This window comes from Bradyrhizobium sp. 23AC (genome assembly GCF_054863025.1).
Genome location: NZ_JAVAYN010000001.1, coordinates 243,780 through 265,854 on the forward strand (window position 1 = coordinate 243,780; position 22,075 = coordinate 265,854).

The window sequence follows — 22,075 nt, forward strand, 5'->3', positions numbered from 1 at the left end:
CTCACCCCTCACCGCGCACCATGGTGTAGAAATCAACCTTCGTTGCAGCGGTCTCGGCCGCTGCCTGCGCGCGGCCAGCCATAAGCTGCTCACGCAACGGGGCGATAACGTCCCGCTCGACCGCCGTGCCAAAATCCCTCGACTGCACCAGCGCATCGCACAGCGCGATCAACCGCGCCTTCTCACCGTCGCGCCCGAGCGTGTAGCCGAACCCGACCTCGCCGCTGGCGAGCCGCACCGCGGCGCGCGACACCGTGGCTTCACCGAGATTGAACGGCGCGCCGTCGCCGCCGACCCGGCCGCGCAGCATGACGAGGCCGTTTTCGGGCGCGCGCAAATCCTGATGGGCCGGGACAGCCAAGTTGCGGAGGCGGGCGGCGATCTCGCCCGCCTCCGCGTGCGCCAGCACGGCCATGGCGGCCTGGCGCTGGGCTTGCTGGTTGTTGTGCTGGGTCACCTGATCCACCGAACCTTTGACAGAACTTGCCGCATCGAAGTTGTCTATGATAATAGACAACTTCATACGGGAGCGCCATGACTGTTTCGTGACAAAGCTGTGATTTCTGGGCTAGGCTGGCCGGCGATATGAGCATGCAAGACACTGCGTCGTCTGGCGTCGCGCTATGGCGCCTCGTTGCCGACGGCATCGAGCGCGGCATTGCCGACGGCCGCTTTGCGGCCGGCGACAAATTGCCGGGCGAGATGGAGATCGCCGAAAGCTATCGGGTGAACCGCCACACCGTGCGGCGCGCGCTGGCGGCCCTTGCCGAGCGCGGCCTCGTGCGCGCCGAGCGCGGCAGCGGAACCTATGTCGAAGCGCAGAAGCTCGCTTATCCCCTGCGCTCGCGTACCCGCTTCTCCGAGATCGTCGGCGCCGGCGGCCGCGAGCCGCGCGGGCAGTTGATCGAGGCGACGGACGATGTCGCGACCCGTGAGCTGGCACGCGAGCTCGGCCTGAAGGCCGGCGCGCCTCTTGTTCGAATCGAAGCGATTCGCCTTGCCGATCGCACGCCAATCTGCGTCTCCACCACATGGCTGTCGGCGGACTTGTTTCCAGGTGCCGGCGCCGTGTTCGCGGCGACGCGCTCGATGACGAAGCTGCTGGAACATTACGGCGTCCGCGACTATCGCCGCGGCGCGACCCGGATCACCGCCGGTATCGTCGACGCCACCGACGCGGTCCGGCTCGATCTGGCGCTGGGGCGGCCGATCCTCGTGGTCGATGCGACCGACCACGATCTCCAGGGCAAGCCGCTGGTGACCAAGCATTCGCGGTTTGCCGCGGAGCGCGTGGAGTTTTTGGTGGAGTCGTAGGGCTCTCTCGACGACACCGGAGCCGTAGGGTGGGCAAAGGCGCACTTCGCGCCGTGCCCACGATCTCCTCGATCGTTAAAGATGGTGGGCACGCTGCGCTTTGCCCACCCTACGGCACCTGTGATCAGGCGACAGCCCTTCGCCCAATGATCGCAAAGCGCAGCTTGCCCGAGACGAAATCGATCGCGGCGACTGCGACCAGGATCATCAGGATCAGGAACGACACCTTCTGCCATTCCAGCACGCGGATCTGCTCGGCGAGCTGGAGGCCGATGCCGCCGGCGCCGACGATGCCGATGATGGTGGCCGAGCGCGTGTTGGATTCGATGAAATAGAGCACCTGCCCGGCGATCACGGGCAGGACCTGCGGCAACAGGCCAAAACGGATCTCGTGCAGCGGGCTGCCGCCGGAGGCGCGGATGCCCTCGACCTGCTTCTGGTCGGCGCCCTCGATCGCCTCCGAGAACAGCTTTCCGAAGGCGCCGAAATCCGACACCGCAATGGCGAGCACGCCGGCGAACGGGCCGAGCCCGACGACGTTGATCCAAACCAGCGCCCAGATCAGCGTGTCGACGCCGCGGATCGAATCCAGGACGCGGCGGACAGGAAAACGCAACAGTTTCGACGGCACCACGTTGCGCGCTGCGAGCAGGCTGACGGGAAGCGCGAATACCGCGGCCAGCGTCGTGCCGAGCAGCGCGATCGACAGCGTCTCGCCGAGCGCCTTCAGATAGATCGGGAGCGACGATCCGGGGTCAGGCGGGATCATCATCAAGGTGATCCAGCCGAGCTGGCTGAGACCGGCGAAGAAGCGCGACGGCGAGAAGTCGAGATCGACCAGGCCGTAAATGAGGATCGCGAACGCCGCGACGATCATCGCCGGTGTGGCAAGCCGCGCCGAGGCCGGCCGGTCGAACACATCGGGATAGCGCGCGCGAAGCTCTCGCGTGTCGACCGCTTGCCGCCTCGTCACGTCCGCGCCTCCTTGCCGAACAGGCGGCCGCGCAGCCAACCGGTGCTGATATCGATGATGAACACGGTGACGATGATGGTGAGCAGAATGGCGCTGACGTCCGAATAGTAGAATTTGCGGATCGCGACGACGAGTTCCTGGCCGATGCCGCCGGCACCGACGAAGCCCATCACGGAGGCTTCACGGACATTGATCTCGAAGCGCAGCAGCGCATAGCTGGCATAGCCCGCGGTCACCTGCGGCACGACGGCGAACCGCATGCAGGACAGCCAGCTCGCGCCGGTCGAGCGGATGCCTTCGACCGGCTTCATGTCGGCGTTCTCGACGATTTCCGAGAACAGCTTTCCGAGTGCGCCGGTGGAGTGGATCGCGATCGCGAGCACACCCGCCATCGGTCCGAGCCCGAAGGCGATCACGAAGATCAGCGCGAAGACGATGCCCGGAACGGTGCGGGCGAACTCGAGCAGGCGCCTGACGACGAAGCGCAGCCAGGGGGCGGGCGAGGTGTTTTCAGCGGCGAAGAAGTTCAGACAAAATGCCAAGGTCGCGCCGATCAGCGTGCCGACATAGGAGATCAGCAGCGTCTCGCCGAGCATCTTCAGCCATTTGCGCCAGCCCCAGAGCCACTCGCCGACATCGGTCCAGACGCGCTGGCCGTTGTCGAGCGTGAGGATGCGGTCGAAATAACTGACGAAATTGCCGAAATAAGTGAACAGCGTGCGCAGATTCACTTCCGCGCCGATTCCCGCGAGAACCAGCGCGGCGGCGAAGACCGCAATCCCCAACAGCAGGCGGAGCCGCCTGCGCCCGACCGCCTGGCGATAAGCGGCGTTGAGCACGGCAAGCTGTTGCTCGGGGAGGATCGAAACCGCTGTTGTCATCGGCCTGAGCTAAGTTCCGTCAAAGAAAGAGCCGGGTCCATGGACCCGGCTCCAGTTGCATCGCCCTGAGATCAGGACGCCTTCTTCTTACGCAGCGCATCGACGAACTTGATCAGCTCGATCGTGCCATCCCAGTCCTTGGTGGTGGCGGGATGAAAGCCCTTCTTCTGACCGTCGGAGAGGCGGTCGAACGCGGCCTTGTCCTTGGCCGGCGCGTCGAAGAACGCCTTGGCGATAGCGGCCTTGGCGTCTTCCGGCAGGTCGGAATTGTAGGCATAGGGACCGTTGATGATCGGCGCCGACTTATGGATAATACGGAAGTCGTCCTTCTTCATCGCCGAGCCGTCGGCATTCTTCAGCATGCCCTTGGTCAGCATCTGCGCCAGCGTGGAATCGTCGTCGCTGGTCCACTGGTTGGCGGCAACCTCGACCGTGCCCTGCGACAGCGCCAGCATCGCGTTCTCGTGGCTGCCGGTGAAAACGACCTTGCCGAAATAGCCGTCGGCATCGGGGATGCCCATCTTGTCCAGCTCGAAGCGCGGCACGTTGTTGCCGGAGGTCGAGTTCGGGTCGACGAGGCCGAGGTTCTTGCCCTTGAGCTGGTCGACGCTCTTGTAGGCGCTGCTCGCCTTGACGAAGAACACCGAGTAATAGCCGGTCGAGCCGTCGGCGTTGATGTCGTTGGCGAAGGCGTCGGACTTGACGCCGGTCAAGCGGGCGCGGGCGAACGAGGCCGAGCCGTAGCTGGCGATGTGGATGTTGCCGGCGCGCTGGCCCTCGATGACGGCGGCGTAGTCGTTGGCGATGCGCAGCGTGACCTTCACGCCCAATTCCTTGGAGAGATAGTTCACGAAAGGCGCCCAGCGCTCGGTGACGCCGGAGGCGTTCTCGGCCGGGACGACCGCAAAGGTCAGCTCGGGATATTTCGCCTTCCAATCGTCGGCGGAGGCGGAGGCCGTGAACGCGAGCGCGGCGGCGCCGGCGAGAATTAATCTGCGAGTGATCATGATACCCTCTTCATCGGTTGGGGTCGGTTGACGCAAAACTGACAACAAAACAGGTGGCGCTTCAGGCGGCCGCGGCCGTTCCCAGCGCCGGCACGCCCTCGGGCGCCGGGACAGGCATGGCGCCCATGACGTCGGCGGCTTCGAGATCGTAGAGCTCGCGCGCGACGTGGTCGGTCAGTGCGGCCGGTGCGCCGTCGAAGACCACGCGGCCCGCCGCCATGCCGATCAGGCGGTCGCAATAGCTGCGGGCGAGATCGAGCGAATGCAGGTTACAGAGCACGGTGATGCCGAAATGCTTGTTAATGCGCAGCAGCGCATCCATCACGATCTTGGTGTTGCGCGGATCGAGCGACGCGATCGGCTCGTCGGCGAGGATGATGTCGGGCTGCTGCACCAGCGCACGTGCGATCGCGACGCGCTGCTGCTGACCGCCTGAGAGCTGGTCAGCACGCTGGGCGGCGAGCGATGCGATGTCGAACTGTTCGAGCGCGGACATCGCCAGCGCCTTGTCCTGCTCGGGCCACACTTGCGACAGCGAGCGCCAGACCGGCATCGTCGCAAGCCGTCCCATCAGGACGTTGGTAAGGACGTCGAGCCGGCCGACCAGGTTGAATTGCTGGAAGATCATGGCCGACCGCGCCCGCCACTGCCGCAGCTCCTTGCCGCGCAGCGCGGTGACGTCGATGCCGTCGAACAGGATGCGGCCCTGCGTCGGCGTCGCGAGACGATTGATGGTTCGCAGCAGCGTCGACTTGCCGGCGCCGGACCGTCCGATCACACCGACGAAGCCGCCGGGGGAGATTTGAAACGAAGCGTCGTCCACCGCGGCTTTCGCGCCGAAGCGACACGTCAGACCTTCCACCACCAGCATGCAGGACTCCAGATTAGCTGGAGCCAACCGCTAACGCCCGCGCTTGACACTTGTGTGACACGGGTGTTGCGGTGCGGCGATCCTACACAGCTCATCCCCTGTCATCGCCGTGTCATGACATCGTCATCAAGCCGCTCGAAGAGGAACGCCCGCCCTCGCGCTCCGGATGCAACATGGCCGCCAAGATTCTCTCGGTCCAGCCGACCATCGACCCCTCGGCCAAGCTGCACGAGACCAGGCTCGGCGCTTATACCGAGGTCGGCGCGCGCACCATCCTGCACGACGTCGCGATGGGCGATTACTCCTATGTCGTGAACGATTCCCAGATCACCTACAGTACAATCGGAAAATTCTGCTCGATCGCGGCGATGACGCGCATCAACCCCGGCAATCATCCGATGCACCGCGCGACCCAGGCGCATTTCACCTATCGCTCCAGCGCCTACTTCGAGGGCGACAGCGACGACGCCGAGTTCTTCGACTGGAGGCGCCAGCATCACGTCCATATCGGCCACGACGTCTGGATCGGCCATGGCGCGATCGTGCTGCCGGGTCGCAACATCGGCACCGGCGCGGTGATCGCGGCCGGCGCCATTGTCACCAAGGACGTGCCGGCCTACACCATCGTCGCCGGCAATCCGGCCCGCATCGTGCGGCGGCGGTTTTCAGAAGAGATCGCCGGCAGGCTCGCGCGGCTCGCCTGGTGGGACTGGGATCACGACAAATTGCGCGAAGCGCTGCCCGATTTCCGCAAGCTCGGGATTGAAGATTTTCTCGCGACATACGAAGCACGGGCGACTCCCCAGACCAGATCCCTTACCAGCAAACGAAACGCGGTCGCGTGACAGACATTTTCCTTGAAGGCGGCCGGGCCCTGATCGGCACCGAACTCGTCGAAACGTCATTGGCGGTGTCGGGACAGGACATCGCGCAGGTCGATGCCTCACGGGGCCGGGCGCGCCTCGCGATCGATGCACGCAACCTGCTGGTGCTGCCCGGCATCGTCGATCTGCATGGCGATGCTTTCGAGCGGCAAATGATGCCGCGCGCCGGCGTGGACTTCCCGATCGACGTCGCGCTCGCCGACAGCGATCGCCAGGCGATCAGCAACGGCATCACCACGGTGTTCCACGCCACGACCTGTTCGTGGGAGCCGGGCCTGCGCAGCGCCGACAACGCGCGCGGCCTGATGGAGGCAATCGAGCGGCAGCGTCCGCAATTCGCCGCCGACACCCGCTTCCATCTGCGGCACGAGACCTACAATCTCGACGCCGAGGCCGAGATCAGCGAGTGGCTCAACGAAGGCCGCGTCGATCTGTTCGCTTTCAACGATCACATGGACGGCACGGTCGCCGACATGGCCAAGCCGCGCAAGCGCAACCGCATGGTGGAGCGCACCGGGCTGTCAGGTGAGGAATTCGACCGGCTGGTCGAACGCGTGGTCTCGCGCGCCGACGAGGTGCCGGCTTCAGTTGCGCGGCTGGCCGCCGCGGCGCGCGCGGCCGAGGTGCGGATGCTCTCGCACGACGATGCGACGCCGGCGATGCGCCAGGAGTTTCGCGAGCTGGGCGCGACGATCGCCGAGTTTCCGATCAACGAGGAGACGGCACGGGCGGCAGCAGGCCACGGCGATGCCATCGTCTACGGCGCGCCGAACGTCGTGCGCGGCGGCAGCCACACCGGCTGGACCAGGGCCTCCGACATGATCGCCAAGGGGCTCTGTTCGGTGCTGGCGTCCGATTATTATTATCCCGCCCAGCTGCTCGCAGCGTTCCGCCTCGCCGCCGACGGCGTGCTGCCGCTGACGGAAGCCTGGAATCTGGTCTCCGCCGGGCCTGCGCGCGCCACCGGCCTTGCCGACCGCGGCGTGCTTGCGGAAGGACGCCGCGCCGACATTCTGCTGGTGGACGACAGCGTGAAGCTGCGGCCGCGGCTGATCGCGGTGATATCAGGCGGAAAGCTCGTGCACCTCACCGATGCGACCCGGCTGCTCACTGCTGTGGCGTCGCCGCGCGAGGCTGTCGTCGCGGCATAAATTGGTTATGTTCGGACGATGACAGGTTTTCCCCGCTACGCGATCTATTTTGCCGCAGGCAGCGACAGCCACCTCTCCCGTTTCGGCGCGGAGCTGCTCGGCTACGACGCCTATACCGGCAACGAATTGCCGTTCCCGCGCGATGCGCTGCAAGTTGCGCCGGACTGGCGCGACGTCAGCGCCGATCCCCGCAAGTACGGCTTTCACGCCACGCTGAAGGCGCCGATGGCGCTCGCGCCGGGCAGGACCGAAGCGGAGCTGATGGCAGCCTGCGCCGCATTCGCCGGCAGGCCGCGGCCGCTTCCCGTGATCCTGCCGGTGGTCGATTCCATCAGCGGCTTCATCGCCGTCATTCCGGCCGAGCCGGTCGAGGCGCTCCAGCAACTCGCCGCCGATTGCGTCCGGGACTTCGATACCTTCCGCGCCGAGCTGTCGGCGGACGACCGCGCGCGACGCAAACCCGAGAAACTCAGCGAGGGGCAGCGCAACTATCTCGACCGCTGGGGCTATCCTTACGTGATGGAAGAATTCCGCTTCCACATGACGCTGACAGGGCGGCTGGACGCGGAGCGGCGCGGGCCGATTCTGGCGATGCTGCGGGCACGCTTTGCGACGTTGCAGCTCGATACGCTGACGATCGATCGTATCGCGTTGTTCAGGCAGGATGATGCGTCGGCAAGATTCCACATCGTCGACGAGTGGCCTCTGGCGCGATAGACCTCAGCGCCAGCTCGCGAGATTCAAGGCGAGCGCCACCGCGCCAACCAGAACGAGGCTGGTCGCCCAGACTGCATCCAGATTGAACCAGCTTCGCGAGACGAACCTCAATCCCAGATGGCGGTAGACCAGCCACGCCAGGCATCCGCCGGCGCCGACCATGGCGGCGACGTGCACCAGGGACACCAGCACCGCCATCCCAAGACTTGTCTTAAAAAGACTTGTCTTAAAAAGACTTGTCTTAAAAAGACTTGTCTTCATCAGCGCGCCCGCCGCCTCATGGCCGGCATCGAATTCGAAGGCCTGGCAGAGTCCGAGATAAATCGGCACGAGCATCAAGGCGGCGCCGTGAGCAATGGCGACGGCAAATGACCAGAGCGCCAATTGCGTCGGCGGAATTCGTGCCAGCGCGCGGGGATGACGCCGCGCGATCAGCCGATAAACGCCGAAGCCGATGACGAGAAGGCTGGCGCCAACCTGGATCGGACGCTGCCACTCGACCAGCACGAGCAGGAACGCGAACGGCAGCAGCACGAGAAATGTTGCCAGGAGATGCCCGGCCGACAGGGCCCACAGCGCACGGAAGAGTGCGGATGGGCTCTTGTCCATGAGCCCGGCGGAAACGGCGAGCGGCCATCCCATCCCCGGGTTGACTCCGTGATAGAGGCCGCTCGCAACAAGAGCGAGCCACAGCCAGCCAAGCGCCGGGCTCGCATGCGTCCCATCTAGACCGACGGGTAACAAAAGGAGTCCGTCGAACAGTCGCCGCCCTCGAGCCTGATCTGGTGCGCACGATAGCCGTCCGGGAAGCTCACGAAATAATCCTTGTCGAGCTCGAGGCCGCCATTGCGACCGACATTGGCCATGACTTCCGCACCCGGAACCCCATCGGGATAGAATTGGTCGTCCCAGGTGGAATAGAGCGAGTTGGTCCAGTACACGCGCCTGCCGTCGCGGCTGATCTCGACCATTTGCGGGCCGGCCGCAAAGGCCTTGCCATTCGGATGCGTTGTACGGCGTGCGATGCCGCCGATGTGGACCGAGCCCGCAAGCTTCGGCTTTCTGGGATCGCTGACGTCGTACTGGCGCATTTCACCGGTGCCCCAGCACGAGACGTAGAGAAACCGGTCATCCATCGACAGGTCGATGTCGGTCACCAGCGGTGGCACGGCGCCAAATCCCTGCAGCAGCGGCGGGAGCTTCTCCTTTGGCGCGGGCTCGGGCGGGATCGTTGCCGTCTTCTCGGCATGGAATTTCCCGCCTTCGCGCCACCAGGTCCAGATCGATGCTTCGAGATTGGTAGTGTCGACCACAACGCCCACGAAACCGTATTCGCGAACCGGATCGTGCGCAGGCCGCACCTCCAGCGCCATCTGATGATTGGCGCCAAGGTCGATGGTCTGCACATTGCGCCGGGCGCGGAGATCCCAGAAGTGGAGACGATGGCCATATTTATTCGCCAGCAGATCCTCCGGGACGATCCCGTTCTCGAACTGCGGCGGCAGCGCCCATTCGCTCGTCACCATGTAATCGCGCGGCAAGTTCCACCAGAAGTCATAGTGCAGCGTCTGCGGGCCACGGTCGATCTCCCATCGTCCGAGGACCTCGAACGTCTCGCAATCCATGATGAAGACGCCTGGAGGCCCGTTGGTGCCGTCCTTGCCGCCGCCGCCCAGCGTGCTCACGTAAACGCCGTCCGGCCCGCAATGGATGGTGTGCGGCCGCGAGTAGCCGGTCTTCTTGAAGATTTCCTCGGGCTCGATGATCTTGTGGATCTTGGCTTTGGTCGGATCTGGCTTGGTATCGATGATGTAGATCCGCGACGAACGGATTCCGGGGATGATGAGATAGCGCCGCTCGATGAAGGCATGTCCGGCGAGCGGCGACAGAGCGGAGGAGCAGGCATTCCAGCCGAAGTGATGAAATTCGTCGCCCTTGTTGGGCATCGTCACGGTGTGGACGATCTGGCTGTAGGTCGGCGATCCCGGCTTGACGTCGATGACCGCGAGAGCATCCGGCTTCGAGAAATCCGGACTGAGCAGCAACGTGTAGGCAAAGTTCTCCGCAGGTGCTTCCATCGCAAGCCTGGGCGATGCGTGAAAGGTGGGATCCGGCCTCATCGTCATGGACTGCCTCCCTGTTCTGTCGGTTCGCGCCAACCTCGCTCGGGATAACGGCAATATGAAGAGGTGTTACACGATGTCTCGATATGCTCCGCGGGCCCGATTGGCGAGCGTACAATATGTCATCGCCGAGCTGCGGGGAACGGCCCTAACCGCGCTAATTCGACGCCGTCAGGCGAAATGGGCCGATGAGATGAGGCGAGCGCGCAACTCCCCTTCCGGGTCGTTCCGGCAAAGGCCGGGACGACAGCTGAAATATTCAGCCTTCGTAGGGTGGGCAAAGCGGAGCGTGCCCACCACCTGTCGCCGTCGGTAAAGATGGTGGGCACGGCGCTCCGCGCCTTTGCCCACCCTACGACAGCGACGCGTTTGGCCCGTTACTTCCCCCACCGCAGCGCCAGCGCGTCGCGCTCCTTGGCGAGTTCCAGCAGGCCCGCGCGCGTGGCCGGATGCAGCGGCTGGAGCGGATGGCGCACCGCCTCCGACTTGATCACGCCGCCGGCCTGCATCATCGCCTTGCAGGCGATCAGGCCGCATTGACGGTTTTCGTAATTGATCAGCGGCAGCCAGCGCTCGTAGGCGGCCTTCGCTTCCTCGCGCTTGCCGGCGAAATAGGGATCGATGATCTGGCGGACGCCGTCGGGATAGCCACCGCCGGTCATCGCGCCGGTGGCGCCGGCGTCGAGATCGGCGAGCAGCGTGATCGCCTCCTCGCCGTCCCAGGGGCCCTCGATGTCCTTGCCGCCCGCCTCGATCAGGCTGCGGAGCTTTGAGGCCGCGCCCGGCACCTCGATCTTGAAATAACGGATGTTGGCGAAATCGCGCGCCAGCCGCGCCAGCAGCTCGACCGACAGCGGCGTGCCCGCGACCGGCGCGTCCTGGATCATGATCGGGATGGTGATGGCGCCCGAGAGCACCTTGAAGAATTCGACGATGCCTTTCTCAGGAACCCGGAAGGTCGCGCCATGATAGGGCGGCATCACCATCACCATGGCGGCGCCGGCGGCTTCGGCCTGCTGGCTGCGTGCGGCGCAGACGGCAGAGCTGAAATGCGTGGTGGTCACGATCACGGGAACCCGGCCCGCGACCTGCTCCAGCACCGCATGCATCACGGTTTCCCGCTCGGCATCGGTGAGCACGAATTGCTCGGAGAAATTGGCGAGGATGCAGAGACCGTTCGAGCCGGCATCGATCATGAAATCGATGCAGCGGCGCTGGCCCTCGAGATCGAGCTCACCGCGCTCGTCGAAGATGGTGGGCGCGACCGGGAACACGCCGCGATAGGGGCGCTGGGCCTTGTGTGGGGTGACCGGCATCGAACTCTCCATCCCTGATATGTCTTACGTCTGGCGCTGCGCTCACGGAGCGAGGCGGCACAGATGTAGCCGCCGCGCGGACCGGCGGCAATGCCGAACGCACGACGTCAGGTTGGAAGAATGAGACGAAACTACGCGGTCTTGACCGCGCCCAAAAAGCCCTCGACCGCGGCGCGGAGGCGGTCGGCGTCGGCCGACATCTTCTTGACGGATTCCGACAAGACCGTGCCGGCGTTGCCGGTCTCCTGGTTGAGCCTGGCGACGCTGCCGATTGTATCGGTGACTTCGCGCGTACCCTGCGCGGCCTGCTGGAAGTTGCGCGAGATCTCGGTGGTGGCCGCGCGCTGCTGCTCGACGGCGGCGGCAATCGCCGTCATCTTCTCGTCGATGCCGCTGATGGCGCCGCCGATGGCGCGGATGGCGGTCACGGCCTGGCCGGTGGCGCCCTGGATCTCCTCGACCTGACGCGAGATCTCTTCCGTCGCCGTCGCCGTCTGTGCAGCGAGGTTCTTGACCTCGCCCGCGACCACGGCAAAGCCCCGGCCCGCTTCACCGGCGCGCGCGGCTTCAATAGTGGCGTTCAAGGCCAGGAGGTTGGTCTGGCCGGCGATGGCGTTGATCATCTTCACGACTTCGCCGATGCGGCTTGCGGTCTGGTCGAGGATCTCGACCGTCGCGTTGGTCTGCTCGGCCTGCGACACGGCTTCGCGGGCCTCGCGGGCGCTCGACTGCACCTGCGCGGAGATCTCGCCGACCGATGCGGAGAGCTCCTCGGTCGCCGCCGCGATGGTCTCGAGATTGTTGGTGGCCTGCTCGGCGGCGGAGGAGACCGCGGCGGTCTGGCTGCTCGATTCCGACACCAGCGAGCGCACGCCGGTTGCGGTGTCATCGAGCTCCCGCGTCGAGGCCACGACGCTGTGGATCACCGCCTGCACGGTGTCATCAAAGCTGCGGCAGGCTTCGTCGACGGTACCGGAGCGGGCCAGCTGCAGGGCTTGCTGCGACTCGCGCTCCCGGCCCAGGCGCTCTGCGGCCGCCGCGCTCTCACGCAGGCTTTCGAGTGCGGCAGCCATGGTGCCGAATTCGTCGGGATGCCGGGATTGCGGCACCGGCGTCGCGTAGTCGCGCGCGCTGATGCGGGCGATGGCGTCGAGAATGGCGCGCACCGGGCGCATCAGGCGATTGCGCACCACGTATACGCCGGCCATGGTCACCGCGAGCGCGAGCAGGAAGGCGAGCGACTGTACGACGAGATTGGTGAGAGCCTTGGCCTGAACGGCCTCGGCACGCGCGATCGACTGATCCAGTGCCTTGGTCGCGACGCCGACAATGAGCGCGAACGGCGACTGGCAGAGCGTATTCCATTCTGCCGCAGGGAGCGCCGGCTTGCCGCTACCGTCAAAATTCCTGGTGAGCTCGTTGATCTGCTTGAGCACGCCATCGGTCTTGGCCTTCGCGTCCGTCGCTGCCGTGACCAGTTCCGCCGACACGCCGGGCGCAGCGAGCAGGTCGGCCATGCCCGCCCAGGCGGAGGTGATGGTGCCGTCCCATTGCGCCACCGACCGCTTCTGGGTGTCGTCGAGCGGCTTGCTGCTGTTGACGTTCGAGCGCAGCGACGAACAATGGATGCCATAGCGGTCGCGCACCTGCCAGGCGAAGCGGCGGACCTGGATCATGCGTGCGATATAGGGATCGTTCATCCAGGCGCGGTTCGACACCGCCGTGGAGGCGAGGTTCGCGGTGTCGATGACCTTGGTGACGGAATCGTACCAGGAGTTGGTTCGCTCAAGCTTGCGCTCGGCGCGCGGACGCTTGGCCTCGTCGTAGAACAGCTGGAATTGCGGCGCGGCCTCGCCCCAGCGCTGCTTCAGCGTGCCGGCGAGCTCGTCGCGGCGGGCGAAGTCGACGGTCGAGAGCGCAGCGCCGACGGACTCATAGCCGGCCTGCTCGGCCTTCTCCGCCGCTTCGAGCTTGGCGCGCGGATCGTCCTCGCCGAGCAACGCACTCTGGGCATCGCCGCGATTGGTCCGCAGCGACAGCACGCCCTGGAAGATCGCCTTGTCGGCAGCGGCAAGCCGCTCCGTCTCGAGACTCTCGCTGTAGCGGCCGAACGCCCCCGCCATCTGGAACGCCGTCGAGGCAAGCGCGCCGACGGCCAGCAGGGCCATCAGCGTCAGGAGAAGCGAGCTTACCGATTTCTTAAACATTGCCATGGGTCGGGGGCCTACTCTTCACGAGCGGCCACCTTGCATCGCGACATGCCAAGGTTTGGTTAAGACTTTAATCAAACACCTGCGGTTGTGCCCCGCCGCGCCTCCTGGCGGGCGGCGCCCCCTCACGCGACCTTGGTGAAATCCGGCGGACGGCGCTCGGCAAAAGCCGTAAACGCCTCGCGCGCCTCGGCGGTGCGCAGGCGCAGCGCGAACTGCTCGCCCTCGGCTTGCATCTGCGCGACCAGCGCCTCGCCGTTGCGCATCAGCTTCTTGGTGGCGGTAAGCGCGCCGGCCGGCTGGCGGGCAAGACGCTGCGCCAGCGCGAGCGCCTCGGCATCGAGCTTGTCGAGCGGCACCACGCGGTTGGCGAGCCCCCATTCCAGCGCGGCCTGCGCCGGCACGGTCTCGCCCAGCGCGAACATCTCGTAGGCGCGGGCATGGCCGATACGCGCCGGCATCAGCAAGCTGGAGGCGGCTTCCGGCACCAGCGCGAGGCTGACGAAGGGCGTCGACAATTGCGCGTTGTCGGCGAGCACGACGAGGTCGCAATGCAGCAGCATCGTGGTGCCGACGCCGACGGCGCGGCCCTGCACGGCGGCGACCAGCGGCCGGGTGCAGCGCGCCAGCGACTGGATGAAGCGCACGACGTTACGGCCGCCTTCGGACTTGCCGGCTGCGACCGCGGCGAATTCGCCGACGTCGTTGCCGGCGGTGAACATGTCGCCCTCGCCGCGGATCAGGATCACGCGGGCGGACGGATCGAACTCGGCGGATTCGATGCTGTCAGCAAGTTTGCCGTACATCGCATCGGTCAGCGCGTTCTTCTTGTCGGGACGCGCCAGCGTGAGGGTGAGAATTCCGCCATTGTTCTCGATCCGGACGTGCTCTGTCATCGGTCTCTCCTTTTATTCGTCTGAATGTCTTGTTTCTGAAGATCTTGTATCTGAAGGCCTTGGAAACTTGCCCTGAATGCTGGTCAGCCAGCGCGCGACGATGTCGATCTCCGCAGCCGTGAATCCGTCCGTCAGCGCGGCGTTGACCTCTGCCGCGCCTGCCTTTGCTTGCGCCAGCGCGGTCTGTCCCTTCGGCGTCAGCCAGATGCGCCAGGCGCGTCCGTCCTCGCGATCAGCCCGCCGCTCGATCAACTTCGCCGCCTCCGTGCGATCGACGAGGCCGGAAATGCCGGCCGGCCCCAGATCGAGCGCAGCGCCCGCCTCGCCCATCAGGACGCCGTCCTGCCTGCCGAGGATGAACAACAGCCCAGCCTGCGCCGGCGTCACCTCGTTCTCCGGACGCGCCGCCATCCAGCGCTGCAAGCGGCGCTGCGCGACGCTCAGCAGGTAGATCAGCCGGTGATGCCGCGCGTCGGCCGGTTTATTTCGCATGCGAAATAGATAGCCGGGCGCGAGCTTGTTGTCAAACGGGCCACCTCGTTACGGCGCGCAGGTGAAGCTCGACGCCTCCGTCACCGCACCCGTCTTGTAGTGCGGCCAGGCCGGCCAGCGACACAGCGGCAGCGCGCGCAGCGTCGCGAATGAGGGCGCCTCGACCTTCAGCTCGCTGACTTCGAGGTCGCCGGGCGCCTTGCCCTTCTCGACCCAGTCGACCAGCACGCTCAGCATATCGACATTGGTGCGCCGGAGCCGACATGATCCACGCCGGGTGCGGTGTAGAGCCGCGCGAACTCCGCGGTCTCGGTCTTGCCGAGCTTGCGCTCGACGCTCTCGAAATAGCGGATGCCGGCATAGGGGCTCTGCGCGTAGTCGGCCATATGCTCGAGCATGATCAGACGGCCGCCGCGGGCGCGGAAGCGGCTGAGATCGGGATCGGTCGAATCCATCAGCTTCGAAACCTCGAGCAGCCGCGCCTTGTGCTCCTCAACCTTGTAGGTGGTGACATCGAGCTTGGGATCGCGCGCGAAGACATATTGAATGCCGCCGGCGCCGTAGATCCAGGCGATGCCGTTGTTGGGCGCAGGCGGCTGCGCCGGCGGCGCGGTGCCGAGCCACCACGCCACCCAGCCGCCGGTCGGGCCAATCGCCGGCGTATCCTCCCCCGACACGCCCCAGCCGGGATAGTCATCGAGACCGTTGGCAAGCACGAACGGGAATTTGTAGGTCCCGTGCAAGGTATCGATCGCCTTGATCTGCGCATCGGTCAGGCGCTGATCACCGCTCTTTTCGGCCTCACAGCGCATCGTCGGAGCCGTCGGCCTTGTCACAGGCCGCCCGCACCGCTTCGCCAACGAGCTTCTCCTGCGCCGGATTGATCCACCCCCACCCATGGTGACGAGGCCCGAACGCGTGCCGGCATGCTGCAGGCCGACCCAGTTGATCACGGGCACGCGTGCGAAGATGCCGTCGAAATCCTCGGGGTAGCGCTGCGCCATGGTCAGGCCTTCACGGCCGCCCTCGGACGAGCCCATGAAGTACATCTTTTCCGGCTTCTTGCCGTAGGCCCGCTCCATCAGCGCGACGGCCGCGTCGCGCACCTTCTTGTAGGCGCGGTGAGCAAAATTCTCGAAGGCTTCATCGTTCAGCGCAAACACCTGCGGCGGCTCGCCTTGCCTGGTCTCGTGGCCCGAATCGGTGCCGTAGGTAACAAAGCCGCGCGCCAGTGGCGACGGCTTGTCGAAGGGATAGGCCGGCGGCAGCGCAAGGCCGGTGATCAGCACGCCGTTGAAACCGCCGCCGCCATATTGCAGCGAGCGGCCGTTCCATTCGACGGGAAGGTTGACCTGAAACTTGATCGGCGGCGCCTTGGGATCGACAGGATCGATATGGCCGAGCACCTTGCAGAACGCTGGATTGACTGGCGTGATGCGCCCTGACGGCGTCGGCCCGCGTTCGGCGACGGCGATCGGCGAGGGCGTCTGCAAGGCTGCGGAGACGATCTTCACGGCATCGGCACCGCCGACGAGACCCTTGCAGACCGCATCGGCGTCTTCTGCCAGCGTTGCCGCCGACGCCGTGCCCGTCCCCAGTGTCGCCATCGAGCTTACAAGCAACGCACACAGCTTCGCTTTCTTTCGCGTCATCGTTTCCACCCGGCTTTCTCGATTTGTTGCGTCGACGGCTGGCCGCAGCCAATGCAACCTTCGTCCTCCCGTCAATCGCTCACGCCGAGCCGCCATCAGAATGATCCGAGCGCGCTCCCCAAGGCGATCACGGCCACCAGCGCCAATAGCGACGTCACGATGCCCACCATCACAATGTCGAGATAGCTGTCGCGATGGGTCAGGCCGCAGATCGCGAGCAGGCTGACCACCGCACCGTTGTGCGGCAGGATGTCCAGCGTCCCCGAACCGATCACCGCGACGCGATGCATCAGCGCAAGGTCGATGCCGCTGCGCGCGGCAATCTCGACATAGGTCTGGCCGAGCGCGTCGAGCGCGATCGTCAAGCCGCCGGATGCCGAGCCGGTCAGTGCGGCCAGAATATTGGTCGCAACCGCGAGCGAGACCAACGGGCCACCTTCGATCGCAAGCACCCAGTCGCGCACCGTTTCGAAAGCCGGCAGCGCCGCGATGACCGCGCCGAATCCGACGAGGCTGGCGACGCTGAGCGCCGGAAGAACCGATGCATTGGCACCGGCGTCCATGGTCTGCCGCAGTGACGGAAGCCGGGCCCAATTGAGAAAGATGGTCGTGACGATGGCAGCACCCAGCGCGGCGCTGACCGACCACACACCAGCGACCGCCGCCAACGATGTACCGCCGAAGCGCTGCTCGCTCAGATACGAGACATCGAGCCGCGGCAACACCAGGAGCGACATCACGAGATTGACAGCCACGACGACGGCCAGCGGCAGGATGGCACTCACTACCGGAGCAGCCATTTCACCGCGCCGTCCATGCCGGATCTCGGCCGGATCGAATTCTCGTGCGGTGGTCGCGTATTCGCGGACCAGTTCGTCATCGACGGCGCGTTCGGCTGCACCCTCCATGTCCTCGCCATAGCCTTCCCCCGCACGACGAGCCGCGGCTTCGGCGCGGCGCAGCCACCACAATCCCGCGCCGACCATGATGAGGGAGGCGATGATGCCGAGGCCCGGCGCGGCAAACGGCGTCGTGCCGAAGAATGGCATCGGGATCGCGTTCTGGATCGATGGCGTGCCCGGCAAGGCCGACATCGTGAAGGTCGACGTGCCCAGCACGATCGCGGCCGGAATCAATCGCCGCGGTATCGCGGCGGCACGAAACAGCGAGCGGGCCATGGGGACGATCACGAAGAATGCGACGAACAGGCTGACGCCGCCATAGGTGACCATCGCACCGGCGAGCACGACCGCCAGGATCACGCGACGCTCGCCGAGACGTCTCGCCATGAAGGTGGCAACCGACGCGACCGCCCCGCTGTCGTCCATCAGTTTCCCGAATACGGCGCCAAGCAGGAAGATCGGGAAGAACTGCGCCAGGAATGCAGCAGCATTCACCATGAAAATCTGCGTCAGGTTCGCAAGCAGCGGCTCGCCGCCGAACAGCGCCGCGACGAGCGCGGCGAACGGCGCCAGCAGGAGAACGCTCCAGCCGCGAAAGGCGAATAGGACGAGAAGGCCGAGCCCGACGAGAATGCCGAGAAGCCCCACGTCTCAGCACTCCGACAGCAGGATGTCGAGATCGGCGGTCGAGCGCCGACCGATATCCGGGCCGTGCTCGTCGAGGAACGTTTCGGCCGCCCGACGTCCTTCGCCGTGCAGCATCGAGACGAACTCCCATTCGGCGTTGAGCTTGGACGAGGCGCCGAACTTCGCGAGCATGTCGCTCTTGACGCGGTGGGTCCGCATCTTCGCCCAGCGCGCGCCCTCGCCGCTTCCCGGGTCGGCCGCCTGACGCAGCAGCGCGATCATACGCAACTCCTTCATGAGCGGCGAGTTGAACGAAATCTCGTTCAGCCGATTGAGTATCTCCGCAGCCGTCCGCGGCTCTTCCGGCTTTTCAGTCGGATTGATCTGCACCAGGATGGTGTCGTGCGCGTCGCTTTCGCGAATGAGCGGTGTGATAGTCGGGTTGCCGGCATAGCCGCCATCCCAATACGGTTCGCCGTCGATCTCGATCGCGCGGAACATGGTTGGCAGGCAGGCCGACGCGAGCAACACGTCAGCCGTGATCTCCGCGTTGCGGAAGATGCGTCCTCGCCCGGTGCGCACCCGCGTCGCAGTGATGAACAGCTTGATCGGCGAGCGCGCGAGGCGCTCGAAATCGATGCTCTCAGCCAGCACCGCATGCAGCGGATTGTAGCCGGTCGGATTGAGGTCGTAGGGGGAGAGCACCCGCGACATCAGGTCGGTCAGGATGTAGGCCGGCGACGTATCGAGCGTCCAGCGCCCCATCAGCCGGTCGAGCGGCGAGCGCTGGAGCGGGCTGAAGGCTGCCGCCTTCGAAACGCGGCGCCAGTATCGTTCGAGCGCATCACGCGCACCCTCGGCGCCACCGGCCGTCCACCCATCCGCCAGCACCGCTGCGTTCATCGCGCCCGCGGACGTCCCGGAGATCGCGGCGATCGTAAGCCGCTTCTCTTCCAGCAGGCGATCGAGCACGCCCCAGGTGAAGGCGCCATGCGAACCGCCGCCTTGAAGTGCGAGATCAATCAGTACGGTGTCCGGTTCCATCGCGGCACTCACGCAACTGAGGCTCAAATTCGACGCGATTTGTCACGTGCGCGTCGAAGTCGATGGCGTAGTGTAGAGAGCCTTGGCGAAGGAATGCAACTGGAACGTGGGCCCCTCGCCGTCTAGAGCGCGATGCGGTTAGGATGAATCGTCATCGCGCTCTAGGTCGTTGTTAAAGCATGATCTTTCGGAAAACCGCTGCGCACTTTTCCGGATCATGCTTCAGTGCTCGAACACCAGCCGGGCGCCGACCGTGCCGTCGAGGGCGCGGATCTGCTGGAGCAGCGCCGCGGAATCCTGCCCCGCCAGATCGGCATCGAGCACGACGTAACCGAGATCGCCGGCGGTCTCCAGATATTGCGCGGCAATGTTGATGTCGCGCTGGAGGAAGACCTCGTTGAGCCGGCGCAGCATGCCGGGCACGTTGCGATGGACGTGGCTGAAGCGCGCGCCGGAGGGGCGCAGATGCAGCTGCACTTCCGGAAAGTTCACCGCACCCATGGTCGATCCCGTGATGAAATAGTCGACCAGCTTGCGCGCGACTTCGCCGCCGATGCGCTCCTGCGCCTCCTCGGTCGAGCCGCCGATATGCGGGGTGAGGATGACGTTCTCGAGGCCCTGTATGGGGCTTTTGAAGCGATCGGAGTTCGACGACGGCTCGGCCGGAAACACGTCGACGGCCGCGCCGGCGAGATGACCGTCGCGCAAAGAGCGCGCGAGCGCATCGAGATCGACCACGGTGCCGCGGCTGTTGTTGATGAGGAACGAGCCAGGCTTCATCGCCCGCAGCTCCTTCTCGCCGATCATGCCCGCGGTCTCCGGCGTCTCCGGCACGTGCAGGCTGACGACGTCGCTCTGCGCCAGCAGCTCCTCCAGCCTCTCGACCGGCTCGGTGTTGCCGTGGCGGAGCTTGTCAGTGCGGTCGAAATAGATCACGCGCATGCCGATGGCTTCGGCCAGCGTCGAGAGCTGCGAGCCGATATTGCCGTAGCCGACGATGCCGAGGGTGCGGCCACGCACCTCGCGGCTGCCGGTCGCCGATTTGTCCCAGCCGCCGTCATGCGCGGACACCGAGCGCGGAAAGATCCGCCGCAGCAGCATCACGATCTCGCCGATCACGAGCTCGGCGACGCTGCGCGTGTTGGAGAACGGCGCGTTGAAGACGGGAATGCCGCGCTTGTGCGCCGCCATGAGATCGACCTGGTTGGTGCCGACGCTGAAGCAACCGACCGCGAGAAGCTGATCGGCGGCCGCGAGCACGTCATCGGTGATCTGGGTGCGCGAGCGGATGCCGAGCAGCGACACGCCCTTGAGCGCGCGCCGCAGATCCTCACCATCCAGCGCCTTGGTCAGCCGCTCGACATTGGTGAAGCCCGCGCCCCTGAAAAGGTCGACAGCGCTGTCATTGACGCCTTCGAGCAGCAGCGCCTTGGCACTCCGCTCAGGGCTTTGGCCTGGGGCTGGCATGGTGTCTCCATAGATGATGAGCTTTGTCGCAGCTCATAGACCGCGGACGGTGCACGGCACAATAGGGGTCGGATACGGGGAGAAAATGGCGGATGGCCCATCATGCTCGCATCAGCCACTCCGTCATCCTGAGGCGTGAGCCCTGCGGTGCGAATGCACCGCTGGGCGAGCCTCGAAGGATGAACGGCCCCGATGCAGCCGCGCGGGGAGAGCCGGGCCGTCGCCCTTCGAGCGCCGCTGAGAAGCGGCCACCTCAGGGTGACGGATAACCCATCCGTTCAAGGTCAAATCACATAAAACCCGTGCGTGCCGTCGCGGCGGAGTTGCTCGACCAGCCCGTATTCCCAATCGAGATAGGCCTGCATCGCGGCTTGCGCGACGTCGGTGCCTTCATAGGGCCGGCGGTAGCGGTGGGCCGGATCGGGCTTGGGCAGCACGCGCGGCGGGCCGATTTCGAGCGCGGCGTCATAGCCCCCTTCCACCACATAGACCTCCCAGCCCATCTGGGCGAGCCAAGATGCGGTCATATCGGCACGGACACCCCTGTCGTCGGTCAGGAGAATGCGAGCGCCGCGCACGGGCGCGGCCATGTCGGTCTCCTGGACCAGCTGGCCGCCGGGATAATGGCGGAAGCCCGCGAGGTGACCTGCCGCATATTCCTCGGCATCGCGCACGTCGAAACGGTAGAGCGTGCGGTCCGTTTGCGCGACGAGTGCAGCCATCTCGCTTGCGCCGATATGGCGAACACCGGCGCGATAGGCGACGTCGCGCGCATTGGCCGGGCCGCTCTCGAACGAGCCGATCGCGCCTTGCCTGTCGGCGCCGTGATCGAGCGCGTGTCGCGCCAGCGTCCAGCCGATGGTGCCGTTGCGCAGCGCCCGCACCTTGTTGGGCACGCCGGCATTGATCAGCGACTGGGTGCCGATGATCGAGCGCGTGCGGCCGGCGCAATTGACGATGATAGTGGTTTCAGGGTCGGGCGCGGCCTGCCCTGCCCGCAGCACCAGCTCCGCGCCGGGCACGCTGACCGAGCCCGGGATATTCATGGTGGCATATTCGTCGAAACGGCGGACGTCGAGGATGGCGATGTTGGCGTTGTCCGCGATGAGTTTTGCTACCTCGTCGGCGCTGAACGACGGCGTGTGCCGTCGCGCTTCGACCAGTTCGCCGAACGCCTTCGAATAGGAATTGACGTCCTCGAAGACCTGATAGCCCGCGTCGCGCCAGGCCTTCAGGCCGCCATCGAGCGCGCTGATACGGGTGTAGCCGAGCGCGGCGAGACGTTCGGCGCCGGCCGCGACCAGCCCCTCGCCGTCATCGTAAAGCACGATCGCCACGTCCTTGCGCGGCAGCCGCACCTCGGCTTCGACCTCGATCCGATCCACGGCCATGTTGGCCGCGAACAGGGGATGCCCCGTCGCAAAGCCTGCCTCGTATCGGAGATCGAGCAGCGCGATTTCTTCGCGCAACAGCAGTGCGCGGCGAATATCGGCGGGGGTGACGGTGGAAAGCTTCATGGCACGGACCTTGAGAAGAGGGCCATGAGCT

At 65.6% G+C, this 22,075-nt stretch carries 19 protein-coding genes and 1 pseudogene; 4 read left to right on the forward strand and 16 right to left on the reverse strand.

Translation table 11 applies throughout. The features are described from left to right. Nucleotide 1 precedes the first annotated feature (1 nt). Nucleotides 2–466: a phosphonate C-P lyase system protein PhnG gene (gene phnG / locus RAD10_RS01155; protein WP_461615988.1), complete on the reverse strand. Its 465-nt coding sequence runs from the start codon at nt 464–466 to the stop codon at nt 2–4. A 119-nt stretch (nt 467–585) separates the two neighbouring features. Between phnG and phnF the strand changes: the two genes are divergently transcribed. Continuing rightward, the gene (gene phnF / locus RAD10_RS01160; RefSeq protein WP_461615989.1) at nt 586–1,314 is read left to right on the forward strand and encodes a phosphonate metabolism transcriptional regulator PhnF; all 729 of its coding nucleotides are present in this window, start codon (nt 586–588) and stop codon (nt 1,312–1,314) included. Between the two features lie 124 nt (nt 1,315–1,438). On the opposite strand, the gene phnE (RAD10_RS01165) is transcribed toward phnF, so the two are convergent. The 4 genes from phnE (RAD10_RS01165) to phnC all read right to left on the reverse strand — a co-directional run bounded on the left by phnE (RAD10_RS01165) (nt 1,439) and on the right by phnC (nt 5,046). Beyond that, nucleotides 1,439–2,287, reverse strand: coding sequence for a phosphonate ABC transporter, permease protein PhnE (gene phnE / locus RAD10_RS01165; RefSeq protein ID WP_461615990.1), 849 nt, complete (start codon nt 2,285–2,287; stop codon nt 1,439–1,441). Continuing rightward, nucleotides 2,284–3,168, reverse strand: coding sequence for a phosphonate ABC transporter, permease protein PhnE (gene phnE / locus RAD10_RS01170; RefSeq protein ID WP_091955628.1), 885 nt, complete (start codon nt 3,166–3,168; stop codon nt 2,284–2,286). Before phnE (RAD10_RS01170) ends, phnE (RAD10_RS01165) begins: the two co-directional genes overlap by 4 nt. A gap of 71 nt (nt 3,169–3,239) precedes the next feature. After that, nucleotides 3,240–4,175, reverse strand: coding sequence for a phosphonate ABC transporter substrate-binding protein (phnD, locus tag RAD10_RS01175; RefSeq protein ID WP_461615991.1), 936 nt, complete (start codon nt 4,173–4,175; stop codon nt 3,240–3,242). A gap of 61 nt (nt 4,176–4,236) precedes the next feature. After that, complete coding sequence (gene phnC, locus RAD10_RS01180) at nt 4,237–5,046, reverse strand: phosphonate ABC transporter ATP-binding protein (protein ID WP_461615992.1); 810 nt, start codon at nt 5,044–5,046, stop codon at nt 4,237–4,239. A 173-nt stretch (nt 5,047–5,219) separates the two neighbouring features. Between phnC and RAD10_RS01185 the strand changes: the two genes are divergently transcribed. From RAD10_RS01185 to RAD10_RS01195, 3 genes are read left to right on the forward strand one after another with little or no spacing between them, the layout of a single operon-like run. Further along, nucleotides 5,220–5,891, forward strand: coding sequence for a transferase hexapeptide repeat family protein (locus RAD10_RS01185; RefSeq protein ID WP_461615993.1), 672 nt, complete (start codon nt 5,220–5,222; stop codon nt 5,889–5,891). After that, on the forward strand, nt 5,888–7,081 hold the full coding sequence (locus RAD10_RS01190; protein ID WP_461615994.1) for an alpha-D-ribose 1-methylphosphonate 5-triphosphate diphosphatase: 1,194 nt from the start codon (nt 5,888–5,890) through the stop codon (nt 7,079–7,081). The genes RAD10_RS01185 and RAD10_RS01190 overlap by 4 nt, the downstream gene beginning before the upstream one ends. An 18-nt stretch (nt 7,082–7,099) precedes the next feature. Further along, on the forward strand, nt 7,100–7,798 hold the full coding sequence (locus RAD10_RS01195) for a DUF1045 domain-containing protein (protein WP_461615995.1): 699 nt from the start codon (nt 7,100–7,102) through the stop codon (nt 7,796–7,798). A 3-nt stretch (nt 7,799–7,801) separates the two neighbouring features. On the opposite strand, the gene RAD10_RS01200 is transcribed toward RAD10_RS01195, so the two are convergent. The 11 genes and pseudogenes from RAD10_RS01200 to RAD10_RS01250 all read right to left on the reverse strand — a co-directional run bounded on the left by RAD10_RS01200 (nt 7,802) and on the right by RAD10_RS01250 (nt 22,044). Further along, complete coding sequence (locus RAD10_RS01200) at nt 7,802–8,440, reverse strand: hypothetical protein (protein ID WP_461615996.1); 639 nt, start codon at nt 8,438–8,440, stop codon at nt 7,802–7,804. Nucleotides 8,441–8,523: 83 nt separating this feature from the next. Next, entirely contained in the window at nt 8,524–9,924 is a 1,401-nt protein-coding gene (locus RAD10_RS01205) for a selenium-binding protein SBP56-related protein (protein WP_461615997.1), read from the reverse strand. A gap of 374 nt (nt 9,925–10,298) precedes the next feature. Continuing rightward, on the reverse strand, nt 10,299–11,237 hold the full coding sequence (locus tag RAD10_RS01210) for a dihydrodipicolinate synthase family protein (RefSeq protein ID WP_461615998.1): 939 nt from the start codon (nt 11,235–11,237) through the stop codon (nt 10,299–10,301). Nucleotides 11,238–11,368: 131 nt separating this feature from the next. Beyond that, nucleotides 11,369–13,450 carry a methyl-accepting chemotaxis protein gene (locus RAD10_RS01215; RefSeq protein WP_461615999.1) on the reverse strand — a complete coding sequence of 694 codons (2,082 nt, stop codon included), beginning with the start codon at nt 13,448–13,450 and terminating at the stop codon, nt 11,369–11,371. 122 nt (nt 13,451–13,572) lie between these two features. After that, nucleotides 13,573–14,343, reverse strand: a complete 771-nt coding sequence (locus tag RAD10_RS01220) for an enoyl-CoA hydratase (protein WP_461616000.1) — start codon at nt 14,341–14,343, stop codon at nt 13,573–13,575. A 12-nt stretch (nt 14,344–14,355) separates the two neighbouring features. After that, on the reverse strand, nt 14,356–14,835 hold the full coding sequence (locus RAD10_RS01225; RefSeq protein ID WP_461616001.1) for a MarR family winged helix-turn-helix transcriptional regulator: 480 nt from the start codon (nt 14,833–14,835) through the stop codon (nt 14,356–14,358). A gap of 48 nt (nt 14,836–14,883) precedes the next feature. Further along, nucleotides 14,884–16,583: pseudogene (locus RAD10_RS01230) on the reverse strand (tannase/feruloyl esterase family alpha/beta hydrolase). Further along, complete coding sequence (locus RAD10_RS01235) at nt 16,583–18,037, reverse strand: GntP family permease (protein ID WP_461616002.1); 1,455 nt, start codon at nt 18,035–18,037, stop codon at nt 16,583–16,585. Before RAD10_RS01235 ends, RAD10_RS01230 begins: the two are co-directional and overlap by 1 nt. 3 nt (nt 18,038–18,040) lie before the next feature. After that, nucleotides 18,041–19,060: a patatin-like phospholipase family protein gene (locus RAD10_RS01240; protein WP_026202509.1), complete on the reverse strand. Its 1,020-nt coding sequence runs from the start codon at nt 19,058–19,060 to the stop codon at nt 18,041–18,043. A gap of 222 nt (nt 19,061–19,282) precedes the next feature. Beyond that, nucleotides 19,283–20,527, reverse strand: a complete 1,245-nt coding sequence (serA, locus tag RAD10_RS01245) for a phosphoglycerate dehydrogenase (RefSeq protein ID WP_461616003.1) — start codon at nt 20,525–20,527, stop codon at nt 19,283–19,285. Nucleotides 20,528–20,811: 284 nt separating this feature from the next. Beyond that, complete coding sequence (locus RAD10_RS01250) at nt 20,812–22,044, reverse strand: rhodanese-like domain-containing protein (protein ID WP_461616004.1); 1,233 nt, start codon at nt 22,042–22,044, stop codon at nt 20,812–20,814. Between the last annotated feature and the right edge of the window lie 31 nt (nt 22,045–22,075).